An 18,170-nucleotide genomic window follows, 5' to 3' on the forward strand; every position below is an offset into this window, starting at 1 on the left:
GTGGGTTGCTTACTTGAACGCGACCGGCTTGCCCGATGCGTCCTTCACGTCACCCCATGCCTTGGCGATGGTGGCCTTCACGGCGTCGGGCATCGGCACGTAGTCGAGGTCGTCAGCGGTCTTGTCGCCACCCTTGTAGGCCCAGTCGAAGAACTTGAGCACGGTGGTCGCATTGGCGGGCTTGTCCTGTACCTTGTGCATCAGGATGAAGGTCGCGCCGGTGATGGGCCATGCACCCTTGTCGGCCTGGTTGGTCAGCACCTGGTAGAAGCTCTTGTTCCAGTCGGCAGCGGCGGCGGCGGCCTTGAAAGCGGTGTCGTCGGGCGAGACGAAATTGCCGGCGGCGTTCTGCAGCTGGGCGTAGGTCATCTTGTTCTGCTTGACGTAGGCGTACTCGACGTAGCCGATCGAGTTGGGCAGGCGGTTCACGAAAGCTGCGACGCCTTCGTTGCCCTTGCCGCCCGCGCCGGTGGGCCAGTTCACGGCCGTGCCTTCGCCGACCTTGGTCTTCCACTCGGCATTGACCTTGCTCAGGTAGTTGGTGAACAGGAAGCTGGTGCCCGAACCGTCGGCGCGGCGAACCGGGGCGATGGCGGCGTCAGGCAGGGCCAGCGAACCGTTCAGCGCCTTGATGGCGGGGTCGTTCCACTTGGTGATCTTGCCCAGGTAGATGTCGCCCAGGACCTGGCCGTTGAGCTTCAGCTCGCCCGGCTTGATGCCGGGGATGTTGACCACGGGAATCACACCGCCGATGACGGTGGGGAACTGCATCAGGCCCTTGGCCTGGAGTTCGTCGTCCTTCAGGGGAGCGTCCGAAGCGCCGAAATCGACGGTCTTGGCTTCGATCTGCTTGAGGCCGGCGCCCGAGCCGACCGACTGGTAGTTGATCTTGACGCCGGTGGCCTTGTTGAAGTCCGAAGCCCACTTGGCATACAGCGGTGCCGGGAAGCTGGCGCCGGCGCCGGTCACGTCTTGGGCGAGGGCAGGAATCGAGAACAGCGCGGCCACGAGACCGGCGGTTGCAAATTTGAACGTCGTTTTCATGAAGCTTCCTTTAGAAGTAAGAAGTAGTCCCTTTCGGGCTTGGGACGGACTCTAGAAAGCTTGTGTGACATCCATATGACACCCCGCTGTCGAGGGAAAATGCCTGCGTTTCCCCTTCGGCCGTGTGACGCTGTCACATAACCGTCATGCGTCGCGCCTAGCCTTCCCGACCTCGCCGCCGAGCGATTCGGGAGGTGGCGCGCCTGTCACGGCGCTACGATCAAAGCAACCGCCCTCTTTACTAGAACTACATGCAAAACGGCACCCGCCTCGCGGCAGTCGATCTCGGTTCCAACAGCTTCAGGCTCGAAATCGGGCAGGTTGACCACGGCCAGATCCACCGCACCGAGTACCTGAAGGAAACAGTGCGCCAGGGCAACGGCCTGGACAGCGCCCGCAACCTCACGACCGAAGCCATGCAGCGCGGCTGGGATGCGCTGGCGCGTTTCGGCGAACGGCTGGCCGGCTTCAAGCGCTCGCAGGTACGCGCCGTCGCCACGCAGACGCTGCGCGAAGCGCGCAACCGCGAAGAATTTTTGCTGCGCGCGCGCACCATCCTGGGCTTCGGCATCGACGTGATCCCCGGCCGGGAAGAAGCCCGCCTTATCTATCAGGGCGTGGCGCACATGCTCCCGCACACCGACGCCTCGGACAACGAACGCCGGCTGGTGGTCGACATCGGCGGGCGCTCCACCGAAATGATCATCGGCCGCTCGCTCCAGGCCGAGCTGGTGGAGTCGTACCGCGTGGGCAGCGTCGCCTGGTCGATGAAGCACTTCGCCGAAGGCCAGTTCACGCCCGCCGCCTTCCGCGCCGCCGAGGTGGCCGCCAAGGCGGTGCTCGATGACGCGCTCGGCAGCTACACCCGCGACCAGTGGGACGTGGCCTACGGCGCCTCGGGCACCATCGGCGCGGTCGGCGACGTGCTAGCCGCGGCCGGCGCAGAGCCGTGCCTCGTCACCCGCGAGGGCCTCGATTGGTTGCTCGACCGCCTTCTCAAGGCCGGCAGCGTCGACAAGCTGCGGATCGACGGCATGCGCGAAGACCGCAAGGCGGTGATCGGCGGCGGCGTGAGCGTGCTGCGCGCGGTGTTCGACCTGCTCGGCATCGAGGAAATGAAAGTCGCCCAGGGCGCCCTCCGCCACGGCGTGCTCTACGAATTGCTCGAACGCGACGAGAGCGTCGCCGACATGCGCACCGCCACGGTGGCCCGGCTCGCCACGCGTTTCGCGGTCGATGCCGCACAGGCCAAGCGCGTGGGCGATGCCGCCGCTTCGCTGTTCGTGCAGCTCGCCCCCGCCGCGCGCGGAGGCAGCACGTCGAACCGCGCCGGCCGTGCGCTGCGCAAGCTCGGCTGGGCCGCGCAACTGCACGAGATCGGCGCGCTGGTGTCGCACAGCGACTATCACAAGCACGGCGCCTACATCCTCGACAACACCGACGCCCCCGGCTTCGCGGTGAACGAATTGCACGCGCTCGGCCAACTGGTGCTGGGCCAGCGCGGCAAGCTGCGCAAGCTCGAAGCCGCGCTCGATGACGAGACCTTCGTGATGCAACTGCTGGCACTGCGGCTGGCCGTGATCCTCTGCCATGCGCGCCGCGATCCCGATCCGCAAGCGCTGCACCTCGCGGCACTGGGCGCGCGGGCGTTCACCATCGTGTGCGCGCCCGATTGGGCCGATGCCTATCCGCAGTCGGCGCACCTCCTGCGCGAGGAAGTGCTGGCCTGGCAGAAGACCAGCAACTGGCGCGTGGAACTGACCGGCGCTTGAGGCTGGCTTAAAGGAGTTCGGGCGACTGCACCGTCACCACGACGGTCTGCACGTCGCCATCGCGCTCGCGGGAGCGGATCCACCACAGCGCGCCCTTGCGCACCGGGCAGCTGTCCTGCTTGAGACCGAGCAGCAGCGAGATGGCCTGCCCCACCGAGGGCTGGTGGCCGATCATCAGCACCACCGACTTGCCGTTGGGCCAGCCGGCCGCGCCGAGCATGGCTTCGGCCGTGGTGTCGGGCGCCAGCTCGCTGCGCAGCTTGTACTTGCGGCCCAGCGCGAGGGCGGTCTGCTCGCAGCGCCGCGCGGGACTGCAGATGATTCGGGTGCCGTCGGGCAATTGCCGATCGAGCCAGCCGGCCATGCGCTTGGCCTGCTTTTCGCCGCGTGCGGTGAGCGAGCGCTGCAGGTCGTCGCAGCCCTCGGTCCAGTCCTCGGCTTCGGCGTGGCGCCAGAAGATCAAGTCCATGGTCATCGTCTTTCGGTCTTCAGTTGCTGGATGCATCGCCGTGATGCCCTCGCGATGCATAGCGGTTCATGAGCGCGGTCTGGGCACCGTGGGCCTCGACGGCGCGCGATGCGCCCTCCTCGCCCGCATTGGTGTCGCGGTCGACGCGCGTGTAGATGCCGTCCCCGCCCAGGTCCCAGGCGTCGCGGCCGTCGTGCAGGTAAGCCACCAGGCACTCGTCGATGAGGCGCTGGCGCAGGCTTGGGTCGGTCACGGGCCAGGCGAGCTCGATGCGCCGCATCATGTTGCGGTTCATCCAGTCGGCGCTCGAGAGATAGAGCGACTCGTCCTCGCCATTGCGGAAATAGAAGACCCGCGAATGCTCGAGGAAGCGCCCGATCACCGAGCGCACGCGGATGTTGTCGGTGAGCCCCGGCACCTGCGCCGGCAGCGTGCAGGCGCCGCGCACGATGAGGTCGATCTTCACGCCCTTCTGCCCCGCGAGGATGAGCGCGGTGATCAGCCCTTCGTCGGTCAGCGCGTTCATCTTGGCGACGATGCGCGTGGGCTCGCCGTTCGATGCGGCCAGGCCCAGCGCGTCGATCTGCGAAACCAGGTTCTTGTGCAGGTCGAAGGGCGCAAGCCACATGCGGTTGAGCTTGGGAAGGCGGCTCTGGCTTGCCAGGTGCACGAACACCGCTTCCATGTCGGCCGTCAGCAGCGGATCGGCCGTGAGATGGCTGATGTCGGTGTAGAGCTTTGCGGTGCGCGGGTTGTAGTTGCCGGTGGAAAGGTGGCCGTAGCGGCGCAGTTGCTTGCCCTCGCGGCGCGTCACCAGCAGCATCTTGGCGTGGGTCTTGAGGCCCACCACGCCATACACCACCTGCGCGCCGATCGATTCGAGCATCTCGGCCCAGTTGATGTTGGCTTCTTCGTCGAATCGCGCCTTGAGTTCCACCACCACGGTGACTTCCTTGCCGCGGCGCACGGCTTCGCGCAGCAGGTCCATCAGCTCGGAGTCGGCGCCGGTGCGGTAGATGGTCTGCTTGATGGCCAGCACCTGCGGATCGAGCACCGCTTCGCGCAGGAAGGCGAGCACGCCGTCGAAGCTCTCGAAGGGCTGGTGAATCAGCACGTCGCTGCGCTGCAGTCGCTCGAAGAACGACTGGGCCGGTGACAGCGTGACGGGATACGACGCCGAATACGGCGGAAAGCGCAGCTGCGGCTCGTCGATCAGGTCGATGAGCTGCGTGAGCCGGGCCAGGTTCACCGGCCCGTGCACGCGGTAGAGAGACTCGGGCGGCAGGTTGAACTGAGCCAGCAGGAAGCTCGCGAGCGATTCGGCGCAACTGGCCGACACTTCCAGGCGCACGGCCTGGCCGTAATGGCGGTGCTGCAGGCCCTGGCGCAGCGCGGTGCGCAGGTTCTTCACGTCTTCCTCGTCCACCGCGAGATCGGAGTGCCGCGTGACGCGGAACTGCGAGAAGTCGCCCACCTCGCGGCCCGGGAACATGCTCGACAGATGGGCCCGCACCACGCTCGACAGCGCCACGAACAGCGTCTTGCCGTCCGACACCTTGGCCGGCATCTTGATCAGTCGCGGCAGCACGCGCGGCAGCTTGACGATCTGGATCGGGTTCTCGCGCCCGAAGGCGTCCTTGCCGCCCAGCCGCACGATGAAGTTGAGCGACTTGTTCGCCACCTGCGGGAACGGATGCGCCGGGTCCAGCCCGACGGGAATCAGCAGCGGACGCACCTCGCGCTCGAAATACTCGCTCACCCATTTGCGCTGCGCCGGATTGCGCTCGCCGTGCGAAATGATGTGGATGCCGTGCGTCGCGAAGGTCGGCATCAGCTCGTCGTTGTACAGCGCGTACTGACGCGCCACCAGCTTGTGCGCCGCCTCGGCCAATTGCTCGAACGAATCGACGGTGTAGGTGCCCTTGTGGTCGCCAGCGTTGCCGGCGATCAGGTGCGGTGCGGCGCGGACCTCGAAGAACTCGTCGAGGTTCGAAGACACGATGCACAGGTAGCGCAATCGCTCGATCAGCGGGACCTCGGGCCGGTGCGCCCAGTCGAGCACGCGCTCGTTGAACGACAGGATGCTGTGATCCCGGTCGAGCAGGGAGAAAGTGGGCGCCGCAACGGCGAGCGACCGGTCTGCGGGGGCTGGTGACATGGACACTGATTCTGGAGCAAGCGGCACGGGAGCAGACGTAGGCGGAAATATGACAGTGTCGATGTCATTTGTGACAGTTGAATGACGCTCGCGTGACGCGGCGTCCCCTGCCCTGTGCGGCTCCATCATGCCCGGCGGGTGGGCGGGCGGCCCGTCGTCAGGACGGACGGCCGCCGGTTTCATGCGCCGAGAAAGTGCTTGCGGTAGCGCGCCGGCAGGTCGTCGATGCGCATCAGCATCGGCAGGTCGGCCGCGTTGAAGTCCGGGTCCCAGGCCGGCGCGCCCAGCACCTTGGCGCCCAGGCGCAGGTAGCCCTTGATGAGCGCCGGCGGCTCCACGTCGAGCGTGCTGTCCAGCCGCTCGACCGGCAGCGGCAGCCGGGGCTGCACCTGGTACTGGATCGGCGCCATGTGGCTGGCCGAAACCTGCCGCCAGATGCTGGCGGCCGCGTCACCATTGGTCACACCGTTGTGTGACATCGGGATGCTCGCGCAGCCGATCATGGTGTCCAGCTTGTTGCGGTGCATGAAGCCGGCCAGTGCGCCCCACAGCGCCAGGATCACCCCGCCTTGGCGGTGCTCCGGGTGCACGCAGCTGCGGCCCAATTCGACCATGCGCTCGCGCAGGTCGCGCAGGCGGGTCAGGTCGAATTCGGTGTCGCTGTAGGTGCTGCCGACGCGGCGCGCCTGCGCCGGCGTCAGCACGCGGTAGGTGCCGATGACCTGGTTGGTGAGCTCGTCGCGCACCAGGAGGTGCTCGCAGAAATCGTCGAACAGGTCGATGTCGTGGCCCGCCAGCGGCGAGGAGACGCGGGCGCCCATTTCGCCGACGAACACGTCGTAGCGCAGGCGCTGCGCGGCGCGCACGTCGTCCAGGTGGCGGGCCCAGCCGACCGTGATGCCCTGCCTGGCTTCGACGGGCGGGGGAAGAATGACGGCGGGTGCCTGCGGCACCGACACACGGGCCGCGGTGGAAGCACCGGCGGCAGCGACGACCGTGGGCGCAGGCCACAAGGCCGCGCGCAGCCCGAGCTGCGAAAGCGGAAACGTCGGGTTGGGCAGTTCTTTCATGGGGAACCCTTTCTGCCGAGGGAGTCTCCGCACATGCGATGAAGGCGGCGTGTCAGGAAGATTGCACGCGTATGACGGTGTTACAGCCAGCTTGGCGCACTTCGTCGTTTAATTCGGTGAACCCGCGACATGGAGCTTGGACACATGGCCACCGCAGCAAACGGCACCGACAGCAGCCGCCTTCACCAGACCTTTCCCGTTCTCAGTGACACCGAGATTGCGCGCATCGCGCGCTTCGGCAGCGTGCAGCAATTCGCGCGCGGCGAACGGCTCTTTACCGCCGGCGAAACCGGCCCCGGCATGTTCGTGCTGCTCAAGGGCGTGGTCGCTGTCACACAGCGCGACGGACTCGGGCGCGTGGTGCCGATCGTGCGGCAGGGTCCGGGCGAATTCCTGGCCGAAGTCGGCCAGTTGAGCGGCCGCCCTGCCCTGGTCGACGGGCATGCCGACGAAGACGTCGAGGCGCTGCTCGTGTCGCCGCAGCAACTGCGCGCATTGCTGGTCGCCGAAGCCGATCTTGGCGAGCGCATCACCCGCGCGCTGATCCTGCGGCGCGTGGCGCTGATCGAATCCGGTGCGAGCGGGCCGGTGCTGATCGGCAAGCCGCAGTCGGCCGACATGGCGCGCCTCGAAAACTTCCTGCGGCGCAACGGCTATCCCTATCACCTGGTCGACGCCGCCGAAGACCCCGACGCCGCCGCGCTGCTCGAGCAATATGGCACCTGCCAGTTGCTTGCCGTGTGCCCCGACGGCTCGGTGTTGGTGAACCCGGCCGAGGACGCGCTGGCACGCTGCCTCGGCATGGTCGACACCGTCGAGCACAACGAGCTGTTCGACGTGGCCGTGGTCGGCGCGGGGCCGGCCGGCCTCGCCACCGCGGTGTACGCCGCCTCCGAAGGCCTGCGCGTGATCGTGCTCGACTGCCGCGCCTTCGGCGGCCAGGCCGGCGCCAGCGCGCGCATCGAGAACTACCTGGGTTTTCCGACCGGCATCTCGGGGCAGGCGCTCGCGGGGCGAGCGTTCGTGCAGGCGCAGAAGTTCGGTGTCGAGATGCTGATCCCGGCGAAGGTCACCTCGCTGGACTGCTCGCGCGAGAACGAACGCGAGAGCCTGGGCATCGCGCTGGCCGACGGTCGCACGATCCACGCGCGCACGGTGGTCATTGCGAGCGGTGCGCGCTACCGGCGCCCCGACGTGCCGCGCCTTGCCGAATTCGAAGGCCGCGGCATCTGGTACTGGGCCTCGGCCATCGAAGCGAAGATCTGCTCGCAGCAGGAAGTGGCGCTGGTCGGCGGCGGCAATTCGGCGGGCCAGGCGGCGGTGTTCCTCTCGCGGCACGCGGCCAAGGTGAACGTGCTGGTGCGCGGACCGTCGCTGGCGGCGAGCATGTCGCGCTACCTCATCGACCGCATCGAGGCCACACCCAACATCGAGCTGCAGCCCCACACCGAACTCGTGCGCCTGCATGGCAGCTCCGACGAAGGACTCACCGGCGCGACGTGGCGCTGCCACACGAGCGGCAACGAGCACGATTGCCCGGCACGCAACATCTTCCTGTTCGTCGGCGCCGAACCCGAGACCTCGTGGCTCGAGGGCTGCGCGGTCGCGGTCGACAAGCACGGTTTCGTGCTGACCGGCGCGGCGGCGAGCAGCGGTTTTCCGGCGCGGCCGGCCACGGCGCTTGAATCCAGCGTGCCCGGCGTCTTCGCCGTGGGCGATGTGCGCTCGGGCTCGGTCAAGCGCGTGGGTGGCGCAATCGGCGAAGGCGCGGCGGCGGTGGCGCTGATTCATCAGCACCTGTCGCAGACGACAGCCGTCGCCTGATCACGTTTCTTCCATCAACCCGACATCGATTCATCAAGGAGTTCTTCGGTGCCCATCAAAGCCTGCGACCACGTGCCCGCCACCATCGCGCAACCCCACACTGCGCGCGGCTGCGAAGACTGCTTGAAGACCGGCGACACCTGGGTCCATCTGCGCCTGTGCGTGCACTGCGGCCACGTGGGCTGCTGCGATTCATCGAAGAACCGCCATGCCACGCGGCATTCGCAGGCGGAGGGGCATCCGGTCATCCAGTCGCTCGAGCCCGGCGAAGACTGGATGTGGTGCAACGCGCACCGGCTGCAGGTGGGCTGAAGCGCACTGCCGATAAATTACGAAGATTGGATGCCATGGCCCGACATCGCGAGAGGCAAAGAAAAACCCGCTACCCCTGTGAGAAGTGCGAGTTCGAGGCAGCGTCAAGCTGCGTGAAATGAGGGATTGGCCTGCCCGGAGGGGATCGAACCCCCGACAACCTGCTTAGAAGGCAGGTGCTCTATCCAACTGAGCTACGGGCAGATTCCGGGCCGGACAGAAGCAAAAACGAAAACACTGAAAGAAAACTTGGTCGGGGCGAAAGGATTCGAACCTTCGACCCTCTGGTCCCAAACCAGATGCGCTACCAGGCTGCGCTACACCCCGACAAGCCCTCGATTCTAGCCCGGATATTGATCAGTTCCGGATTTTCTCAACGTTTCTCGTATTGAGTCTTGCCGAAAAGAACCTGGCGCTCCTTGTCGCCGGTGAGCGGCTGGCGCAAATCGGCCAGCACTTTCACGCCGCGCTGCACGGCCGGGCGTACAGCGATACCGTCGAACCAGGCCTTCAGATGCGGGAAGTCGGTAAGGGTGATGCCCTGGTTCTCCCAGCTGCGCAGCCACGGGAAGATGGCAATGTCGGCAATCGAATAGCTCTTGCCGGCGATGAACTTGTTCTTCGACAACTGCTTGTCGATCACGCCGTAGATGCGCTTGGCTTCGTTGGTGTAGCGGTCGATCGCATAGGCGATCTTCTCGGGCGCGTACAGGCGGAAGTGATGCGCCTGGCCGAGCATCGGGCCGACGCCGCCCATCTGGAACATGAGCCACTGCAGCACGTCGTAGCGTTCGCGGTCGCCGGTGGGCAGGAACTTGCCGGTCTTGCCCGCGAGGTAGACGAGGATCGCGCCCGATTCGAACAGCGAGATCGGCTTGCCATCCGGACCGTCGGGGTCGGTGATGGCGGGGATCTTGTTGTTGGGGCTGATCTGCAGGAACTCGGGCGCGAACTGGTCGCCCTTGCCGATGTTCACCGGGTGCGCGTGATAAGGCAGGCCGCACTCCTCCAGCATGACGTGAACCTTGTGGCCGTTGGGCGTGGGCCAGGAATAGACCTCGATAGGCGATGCGGGCATGTCTCGGGCTCCGGGAAGGAAGGGATGTGATGGGAGGGCCGCAGCATATACGTGCGATTCCAAACCCGTGCCGGCGCGGGAATTCGCCTTTCGCCGACCGCACGGCACCACCGATACATTCGTGAAGCACGTAAAGCAAAGGGGACTCTGATCGGCGAGCGCTGCGGACGATGCGAAAGCAATCCTGCGCCCGATCTGAACGATGCCCGCGGCCGGTGATCACCAAGAGCATGGCCGCCGTGTGGTAACTATTAAATTAACCGGATCGGCGCACGCAACTGGCTCAAGCGGCCGGCAATACGGGCTTATTCGAATATCTCTCGGATCCTCGATCTACTGCTGAAAGGCTGGTACTCAAAACGATCCTTTCTAGGTCCGTCGAGATCGTGCGGGAAATGCGCGCTTGATAAGAGGCTCCCTTAAGATTCGCGCCAATCTTGATTCGCGCGAACGTCATCGCTTACTGCGCGGAGCGCTTGTCAGGACTGCGCACGGATTCAACTCTCAGCCGCCCCGCACATGCAAGAGATTTATCGAATCGGTCTCGCCGAGGTGCGCCCGACCGAACGCATGGTATTCCTTGACGGTGAGGAGGTCGCGCTCGGCACTCGCGCCTTCGACCTGCTGCTGGTACTTATCCAGCACCGCGATCAACTGCTGACAAAGCAGGAGTTGCTTGATCGCGTCTGGCCCGGGTTGGTGGTCGAAGAAAACAACTTGTCCGTTCAGGTCAGCGCGCTGCGCAAAGCGCTCGGCGCCAAACTGATTGCGACGATCCCCGGGCGGGGCTATCGCCTCAGCGCGCAGGTGGATCACGTCGCGGCGCCCGAAGCCGCTCACCCCGCCCCCGTCGTGGCGCCGGACGCAACAACCTCACCCATGCCGAAGCCACCCTCCGCATGGCGCGGTTCCGCCGCCATCGCGGGCGTTCGCGCACCGCTGCTGGGCCGCGACCAGGAGCTGGCTGAGCTGACCCAGCTCGCCACGAAACATCGGCTCACCACCGTCGTGGGTGCCGGTGGTATTGGCAAGACCCGATTGGCGGTTGCGGCAGCCCACTCGCTGTCGGCTTCATTCGCCGACGGCGTTTGGCTCATCGAGCTCGTGGGCTTGCGCCCGCCGGCCGATCTGGCGAGCCAGACCGCCCAGGTGCTGGGCATCCAGCTCGCAGGGACGCGCCCGGCCATCGAGGAGTTGTCCGAGCGCCTGCGCGACCAGTCGGCCTGCCTGGTACTGGACAACTGCGAGCATGTGATCGACGAGGCCGCCGCCTTCACGGAGGCCATGCTGAGCGGCACGCGCGGTGTGCACCTGCTCGCCACCAGCCAGGAGCCGCTGCGACTGGACGTCGAGCACGTCCTTCGAGTGGGTGCACTTCACATCCCGGCCAGCGGGACGCGAGCCGACGAGGCCTGCGGCGTCGGCGCCATCGCCATGTTTCGCGATCGCGTGCGCGCCGGCAACTCCCGCTTCGACATCGACGACAGCAATGTCGCCACCGCCATCAAGATCTGCCGCGAACTGGATGGTTTGCCCTTGGCCATCGAATTGGCGGCAGGTCGTGTGGGGCTGTTGGGGATGGCCGGCGTGCATCGCCAGCTTGCGAGGCGCTTTCGCCTTCTGACCAGCGCGCAACGCCACCGCGACGCGCGTCACCGAACGCTGCGCGCGACGCTCGACTGGAGCTATGCGCTGCTCTCCGAAACCGAACAAAGTACCTTCCGGGGACTGGGCGTGATGGTAGGCGGCTTTGGCCTCGAGTTGGCTGAACAGGTTGCCGAGCAGCCGGCGGATGCGGACACCGCCGTCTGGCTCGATGCACTGACGGCGCTGGTCGACCGCTCGCTCGTCGTCGTCGAAGGCGACGCACGACCGCGCTTCCGTCTGCTCGAAAGTGCCCGTGCCTATGCCCTGGAAAAGCTCTCCGAGCACGACCAGCTGCACACGATGCGCACCCGGCACGCAAAAGGCCTGCTGCAGGCGCTGCGCGCTCACCTCTCGTTGCGGGGGGACGAGCGCATCACGCAAGACGAGTGGACGATGACCTTCGCCCCCGAAGTGGATAACTTGCGTGCAGCCATCGAATGGACCAGCGGTCCGGAGGGCGACCCGTCGCTGGCGCTCGACCTGCTGGCAATGGCAGCACCGCTGATGTACCAGCTCGGCCGCTTCAGCGAGTGCCTCCAGTGGTTCCAGGCCGGGCGCTCGCTGCTCGGTCCGGCCACGCCCGAGGCCGTGCGCGCCAACTTCGAATTCGGCCTGGCCGTCGTCGGGCTTTACGCATTGCCCTTCGACGAGCGCATGGCGCTGCTGAACTCCGCTGGCGCCGTATTCAAGCAGCACAGCCAGATCGACAAGCTTGTCGCGGTGCATTGCCTGACAGCTTTCATCAGCGCGGTCGCCGGGCAATATGCCAAGGCGCAGCAGCACCTCGATGCATGCGAGCCCTTGTTCGCGCAGTTTCCCAAGCTCGGTGCCATGCGCGCGCGCTGGCTTTTTCCATCCGCAGTCGTCTATCTGGGTCAGGGCGATGCGGCCGCGGCGTTGGCGTGCATCGAACGTGCCATACCGCTCGCCCAGGCTGCGGGCGACTCGCGCACGGAGGCCTACCTGCTCACCAACCGCGGCGTCGCCCTTCATCTGGCAGGGCGGCTCGAGGACGCCGAACGCTGCTTGCTCGCGTTTCTGGACTCACGCGGGGCACGCGCGAAGTTCAGGATGGCGGCCTCGGAGGCCTTCGCGCATTCGTACCTGATCCGCCTGGATGTGGAAGGCGGCGCGGTGGACCGCGCAACGGAGCGTCTGCGAGAAGCCTTGCCACTCATGCGTCGCGCCACTGGCGCACGCCAGTTCGCCGGCACCCTGGCGTACCTCGCGGCGGGACAGGGGCGCCTGCGCGACGCCGCCATGCTGCAGGGTGCCGATATCGCGGGCCGCAAGCACCGCGGCGAGGCAACGCCATGGCTGGAACAAAAAATAGCATCGGCCGTCCGCGACCGCGTGCTCGAATTCCACACGCAGACCGAGTTGGCTTCCTGGTATGCCGAAGGCGCGCGGCTGGACGAGGTCGCCATTGCATCGCTGGCATACGGTGAGCAAGTCGCAAGCGATGCCAGCAACGCGCTCAGCATGTTGCTCGCCCGGGCACGTCAAGGCGACGCGTCTCCTCGCTCCAGTTCCGCCAACACCCAGGGGTAGACCTCTCGCGCGGCGTCGCGCCCGACGAAATTGTCGAGGTGGCCGTAACGCTCCATCACACGGCGCCGGTACCACTGCGCCCCGTTGTGCTGCGCAAGCCAGGCCTCGGTGCGAAGCGACGATTCGGGGTTGAACAAGGTATTCAATCCACCGGACATGAAGCTGATGGGCAAGGCCATGCGGCGCGCGTTGTCGGCAGTCAGATAGGTGTCGCCGCCCTGCGCGTCGACCACATGTCCGCGCCGCATGATCAGCGCGAGCTGGTCGAAGACGGACAGGGAGATGGGGCCGAACATCTCGCCCATGGCGAAATGCGTCCCTTCGTTCAGGTGTTCATGCAGGACCACCGGTCCGAAGAACGCGTTGATCCGTTTGCACACCGGGCTCTTGCAGGTCTGTCCCCGCGGCACCGGCACGCTCCAGGCCATGACGTCCACCTCGCGGTCTGCCTGCGTCGTGCCCGGCACCGGGGAAAAAAGGCCGCCAAGCTTGCGGCCCTGCTCCAGCAAGCGCGCCAGCCCGATATCGGTCTTGGCCTGGTTGAGCCAATAGGTCAGCGGGTGCAGCGTGACTTGCGAAGAAACCACCGAGCGCACGCCCTGCAGTCCATCCAGCAGCGCCATCAGAACGCTCATCGAACCCACGCAATGCCCCACCACCTGCACCGTATCCGCATCGGTCGCACGGCGCACGAAATCCACCGCCGCCGGCCAGTCGGTGCGCGCGATGTCGTCGATGCAGAAGCTTTGTCGCGAGCCCACGGCATCGGGGCTGCCACGGTAGTCGAAAAGCCAGACGTCGTAGCCCTGGGCGCACAGCGCCTCGGCCAGGCTTTCCGATGTCGTCGTGACCATCCAGGACGAGGCCCGCATCGCCACGCCGGCGGCGAGGATCACCGGACCCTTGGCGCCCGCCTGCAAGCGCGTGAGCCGCAGTACCACGCCATGGCCCAGGTCCAGCGGAAACACCTGCGCGGCGGGCAGCCTCGGGATGCGGCGCGAGGAGGTCGGGGGCGCGGGCAATGTCGACGCTGTCGTGGCAGCCGCCAGGTCCGACAGCAACCCGCCATAGGCGCGAAACACGGTGCGGCCGAAGAATCCGGCGAACTTGGCGAGGTATGCGCGATCGATGGCCGACCTGGCTTCGGGAAACAGATTCTCGAGATAGCCCCCGAGATCGTGCGGTGGGCTGGTCGACAGCGTGTTGGCTTGCCAGATGAAATCCTCCAGGCCCAGAGAAAGAATGCCCTGGGCTACAGGGCGGGGCACGGGTCCCGCTTCATCCATGTCCACGAAAAGCGTGGTGAGGTCGGTCCACGGCGAGGATCCAGGCTGCTGGTGCAGCCATTTGGAGCCTGCAAAGCGCAGCGGCGCGGCGTGCGGTCGCGCAAGCACCATCTCGTAGCGCATGGTCCAGGTCTCCACCCTGTCCGGCGCTGGAGGCAGCAGCCGGAAATTACCGCTTTGCACTTGCATGGGCACCGGGCTCAGCGCCGCGCACGTCACCTGTCCAGTGATCTGCGCTTCGTGCGGCGCATCGCTGATCATGCGGTAGAGGTCATCGGTGCGAATGGTGAGTTCGAAGTCAAGCGCGTGGCCGGCAGCCCGCCCCCAGGCCGCCGACAGCTCGTAGCGGCTGACCAGCCTCGGCGGCAGATCCTCGCCCGAGGCGCCTTCGCATTCCAGGCTCACGAACCCCCGCATGCGCTCGGTGAACTGAAAGCTCGGGCTGAGATATTCCGGGTACTCGGAGATCAGCATCGACAACAGCTTGCGCGCCACGTCGATCGCGCCCTCTTTCAAGTGGTGCAACACCGCCTTCAGCAGCGCTTCGGCGCCCTCCTCCGGTTTCACCGGCAGGGATGTGGCAGGCTCCGGCGTCACCGCTTCGTCGGCCGCGCGAGGCAGTGGCTGGGCGGCGGGCAGCGTGAGATCGAGCGACCATCCGCGCGTATCGCACAGGCGCTGGCAGCAGCGCTCCGCCAGCGCGCCGATGGTCAGTAGCGGGTTCACACCCGCGGCCGCGGGCAGCAAGGCGCCGTCGCAAACATAGAGCCCCTCATGCACGCCGCTGCCAGTGGTGCCGGCAAAGACCTGGCCGTCCGCGTTGGTCGCGCCGCGTTCCGCGTCGTCCGCCATGCCGCATCCACCCAACGGGTGAACCGTGATGAGCTTGTGACCCAAGGCATCGCTCCACAGCGGATTGGGCAAGAACACACCTTTCACCGCTTCGTTGGCCTCGGCCAGCCAACGATGGTCGTTGGCGATGGTGGCGCTCATGCCGGCGTCCGGCCAGTGGATGCGAAGACGGTCGTCGACCAGCCTGAGTTCGCCGCCGGCATCGTCCACGCTCATCACCAGATAGGTCTGCGTGCGCGCGACCGGCCCGATGTAGGACTGCTCGGTGAGCGAACCGGGGTGGTTCTGCACCGCGTTGCCCAGCGCCTCTGCACTTTCGAGACGGGTGGCGGCTTCGCTGGCACCGTATTGCGTCTCGCCCCCCACCATGGCGCTGGCCGCAAAAAGCAGCGGCGGCATCAGCGAGGCCAGCGCACCGGGAATCACGCCTTCCTCGATCACCAGGCCCTCGCGCGGATTCCTTTCGCGGCGCGCATCGATCAAGCCTGTGATGCACGGGCCAGGCATTTGCCCGGGCTCCAGCTTGTTGCTGCCCGCGCCGACGCCGTAGACCGGGACGGGTTGGCATTCGCCATTCGGTGCGGGTTCGCCGGTGCGCCAGAAGCTGTCGTACCCGAGCGCGAGCACGTCGCCGTTGCCCGAGAAGGAGCGGCCGACGCGATCCGACAACGCAAGCCCACGCGCCCTGGAACGCAACAGGATCTCCGTCGATCCCAGCGCGCCCGCTCCGAGCATCACGATGTCGGCCAGGACGCTGCCTGCCGAGGCGGTCTCGGATGGCATTCCTGCGTTCGCCGGGCGCAGCGGAACTGCCTCGAAATGCACACGCCAACGCGTGCCCTCCCGTTCCAGATGCGTGATCAGCGCGCCGGTGAACACCTGTGCGCCGTGGCGGCACGCATCGGGCAGGTAGTTCATCAGCGTGGTGTTCTTCGCGCCCACGTTGCAGCCACTGGTGCAGTCGCCACAGTTGTTGCACGCCGCCTGAGCCACCCCGAAGGGATTCAGCTGGTCCTTGAAATTGACCGCGAGCGGTGCACGGCGGAACGGACGCCGCAGCGCCTGCGCCGACTGTTGCAACGCCCGCATCTTGTTGAGAACGGGTGCCTCATCGGGATAGGGTTGCACATCGAGCGCGGTGCGCACGCGCTGCGCATAGGGCTCCAGCACGCCAGGGTCGGTGCGGAACAGCGCGGGCCATGCCGGGTCGTCGAACAGCCGCGGGTCCATCTCCAGCGCGACATTGGCATTGATGAGCGAGGTGCCTCCCAATCCGCAGCCCACCATCGCGAGCATGTCGTCGTTCATGCGCAGATCGAACAGGCCATCGCGCGGCCCCAGCCTGCCGCGCGGGCCATCCATCTGCAGATCGGCCTGTGCACTTTGCAGGTCGTCGGGGTAGTGCCCGGGCGCGATCTCGCGTCCGCGCTCCAGCACACAGACGGTCCGACCCGCGCGCGCGAGTCGGGAAGCCGCGATGGCGCCCCCATAGCCGGAGCCCACGACGACCACGTCATAGCTCTCGCCGATCGCGGTGAGCGGACGCGAGATGGTCTGGTAGCCGTTCATGCCGCTCCCCCGTTCACAGCCACCGGCGGTCGCGTGTGATGTCGCGACAGGCCGGTATCGCGACCGCTTGCCGATGGGTCGAAGAACTCGTCCAGCAATTCACGTGCGTGAAGCTGTGCAGCGGCCACCACGCATCGGGTGAAGCGCTCCCAATCGCCGGCGTGATGCGCCACGGCGTGATCGAGTGCAAGCACCAAGGGGTTGTCACGGTCGCTGGGGGTACCGACGCCAGCAGCGTGAACGGCAGGGCTCGCACCATGAACCGGATCGTTGAACAGCCGCAGCGACGCGAGGTTGAGATCGCCATCGATCAGCACGATGGCCGCGCCCTGGGGGCTGGTCATCGTGGGTTGATCCATCACCCAACCGCCCGTGTTGTAGACCTTCACCGGACGCACCAGCCCGGCCACGGGCAGTTCGTCCTGGAAGGGCTTGTGCGTGTGACCGTAGACGAAGCGCAGGTCCATGTCGCGCGGATCGATGCCCTCGCTCTGCAACTGCGTCGTCACCGCGCCCCCGAGGTACCACCGCAGTTGAGCGGCGTCGTCGGGCGTGACCAGCCGGCGGTAGTCTCTGCGTTGGGCTTCGGCGCCACGGACCAGCGTGGCGTCCACCACCCCGCTGACGGCCTGCTGCACGGTGACGCCCTGGATCAGGGGCATCACGGCGGCGACGTCCAGGGTCTCGCCAAGGCGCTCGGTGATCCACCGTGCGAGATGCTGCGACCAGCGCTGCGATGCGCCCGCGTCGCGCATGATTTCATAGAGCTTCTCGGACTCTCTTCCCACCGCACCGGCGTTGCCGAGATCGGACCAGAGGAAATCAACCCACGCGCCGTTGCGGGCCTCGATCTGCGCCACGGTCAACGGCCGCGGCGGCGCATGGGGCGGCCGCGGCGTCTGGTGCTCGACCAGGACCGACATCGCGCGGTACATCGGGTCCACATAGTGGCCATGGTGCAGCACCACCGCACGACGTCGGGCCGCATCGATCAACCCGAAGTTCGGATAAGCCAGCTCGAAACTGAGGTCGCCCAGCCCCGGCTCGATGCCCGCCAGCGCGGCGAGCAACTCACAGCTCGGCCAGGAGCGACCAGGCCCATCCATCAGCTTCGTCATCTGCGGCATGTCGGCATCCGCCGCGCCCGACCGCGCACGGCTCACGAGCGTCTGGTCTTGCGCCATGCGCCACAAGTGATGGTCGTGATTGCCTGGCACTACACGTATTCGCGGCGACAGGCGCAGTCCCCGGCTGCGCAGTCTCGCCAGTTCGCGCAAGAACATGCGGAACGCCTGCGACACCGTGTTCATCGGCGACAGGCCCATGTCGAGCACATCACCGAGCAACACCAGCACCGGAGGCTCTTCGTCGCACAGCGGCGCCAACGTGGAAGCCAACGCATCCATCAGCGCCACCAGGGTTTCGCAACGCGCTCCCAGTGCCACATGGCCCGCACCGTCGATCCCGGTGAGCAGGCTGTAGCTGGCCCCCAGATGCAGATCGGAAATGCAGATGTGACGCAAGGCTGCCATTGAAAG

The 18,170-nt window shown here is 66.5% G+C and carries 11 protein-coding genes and 2 tRNA genes; 4 read left to right on the forward strand and 9 right to left on the reverse strand.

All coding sequences use genetic code 11. The annotated features are described in order from the left end of the window. Window positions 1–9 precede the first annotated feature (9 nt). Window positions 10–1,044 (reverse strand): phosphate ABC transporter substrate-binding protein PstS, encoded by a 1,035-nt coding sequence (gene pstS / locus QF040_RS09930; RefSeq protein ID WP_429610887.1) that lies wholly within the window; start codon window positions 1,042–1,044, stop codon window positions 10–12. Window positions 1,045–1,295: 251 nt separating this feature from the next. Here pstS and QF040_RS09935 point away from each other — a divergent pair, with 251 nt between their 5' ends. Beyond that, window positions 1,296–2,816, forward strand: coding sequence for an exopolyphosphatase (locus QF040_RS09935; RefSeq protein WP_429610888.1), 1,521 nt, complete (start codon window positions 1,296–1,298; stop codon window positions 2,814–2,816). 7 nt (window positions 2,817–2,823) lie between these two features. Here the strand turns inward: QF040_RS09935 and QF040_RS09940 are convergent, their stop codons facing one another. Genes QF040_RS09940 through QF040_RS09950 form a run of 3 tightly spaced genes read right to left on the reverse strand, consistent with a single transcriptional unit; the run spans window position 2,824 to window position 6,513 of the window. Further along, on the reverse strand, window positions 2,824–3,285 hold the full coding sequence (locus QF040_RS09940; protein ID WP_429614639.1) for a SixA phosphatase family protein: 462 nt from the start codon (window positions 3,283–3,285) through the stop codon (window positions 2,824–2,826). 19 nt (window positions 3,286–3,304) lie between these two features. Next, complete coding sequence (ppk1, locus tag QF040_RS09945; protein WP_373424222.1) at window positions 3,305–5,626, reverse strand: polyphosphate kinase 1; 2,322 nt, start codon at window positions 5,624–5,626, stop codon at window positions 3,305–3,307. Further along, window positions 5,623–6,513 carry a GNAT family N-acetyltransferase gene (locus tag QF040_RS09950; RefSeq protein ID WP_429610889.1) on the reverse strand — a complete coding sequence of 297 codons (891 nt, stop codon included), beginning with the start codon at window positions 6,511–6,513 and terminating at the stop codon, window positions 5,623–5,625. The genes ppk1 and QF040_RS09950 overlap by 4 nt, the downstream gene beginning before the upstream one ends. Window positions 6,514–6,657: 144 nt before the next feature. Between QF040_RS09950 and QF040_RS09955 the strand changes: the two genes are divergently transcribed. Together QF040_RS09955 and QF040_RS09960 are read left to right on the forward strand one after the other, a co-directional pair. Next, window positions 6,658–8,337: an FAD-dependent oxidoreductase gene (locus tag QF040_RS09955; RefSeq protein ID WP_429610890.1), complete on the forward strand. Its 1,680-nt coding sequence runs from the start codon at window positions 6,658–6,660 to the stop codon at window positions 8,335–8,337. Between the two features lie 48 nt (window positions 8,338–8,385). Beyond that, on the forward strand, window positions 8,386–8,649 hold the full coding sequence (locus QF040_RS09960) for a UBP-type zinc finger domain-containing protein (protein ID WP_429610891.1): 264 nt from the start codon (window positions 8,386–8,388) through the stop codon (window positions 8,647–8,649). 127 nt (window positions 8,650–8,776) lie between these two features. Here the strand turns inward: QF040_RS09960 and QF040_RS09965 are convergent. From QF040_RS09965 to QF040_RS09975, 3 genes are all read right to left on the reverse strand, one after another. Next, window positions 8,777–8,853 (reverse strand) — tRNA-Arg (locus QF040_RS09965). Between the two features lie 46 nt (window positions 8,854–8,899). Continuing rightward, window positions 8,900–8,976, reverse strand: a tRNA-Pro gene (locus QF040_RS09970). A 46-nt stretch (window positions 8,977–9,022) separates the two neighbouring features. Next, on the reverse strand, window positions 9,023–9,727 hold the full coding sequence (locus QF040_RS09975) for a glutathione binding-like protein (protein ID WP_429610892.1): 705 nt from the start codon (window positions 9,725–9,727) through the stop codon (window positions 9,023–9,025). A 519-nt stretch (window positions 9,728–10,246) separates the two neighbouring features. On the opposite strand from QF040_RS09975, the gene QF040_RS09980 reads away from it, so the two are divergent. Beyond that, window positions 10,247–12,925 carry an ATP-binding protein gene (locus QF040_RS09980; RefSeq protein ID WP_429610893.1) on the forward strand — a complete coding sequence of 893 codons (2,679 nt, stop codon included), beginning with the start codon at window positions 10,247–10,249 and terminating at the stop codon, window positions 12,923–12,925. Here QF040_RS09980 and QF040_RS09985 read toward each other — a convergent pair. Continuing rightward, window positions 12,877–16,632 (reverse strand): alpha/beta fold hydrolase, encoded by a 3,756-nt coding sequence (locus QF040_RS09985; RefSeq protein ID WP_429610894.1) that lies wholly within the window; start codon window positions 16,630–16,632, stop codon window positions 12,877–12,879. The two genes, QF040_RS09980 and QF040_RS09985, sit on opposite strands and share 49 nt — an antisense overlap. Further along, a complete protein-coding gene (locus tag QF040_RS09990) occupies window positions 16,629–18,164 on the reverse strand; it encodes a metallophosphoesterase (protein ID WP_429610895.1) in 1,536 nt (511 codons plus the stop codon). Before QF040_RS09990 ends, QF040_RS09985 begins: the two co-directional genes overlap by 4 nt. Window positions 18,165–18,170: the final 6 nt, after the last annotated feature.

The organism is Variovorax sp. W2I14 (genome assembly GCF_050435205.1).
Classification (GTDB): Bacteria; Pseudomonadota; Gammaproteobacteria; order Burkholderiales; family Burkholderiaceae_C; genus Variovorax; species Variovorax paradoxus_C.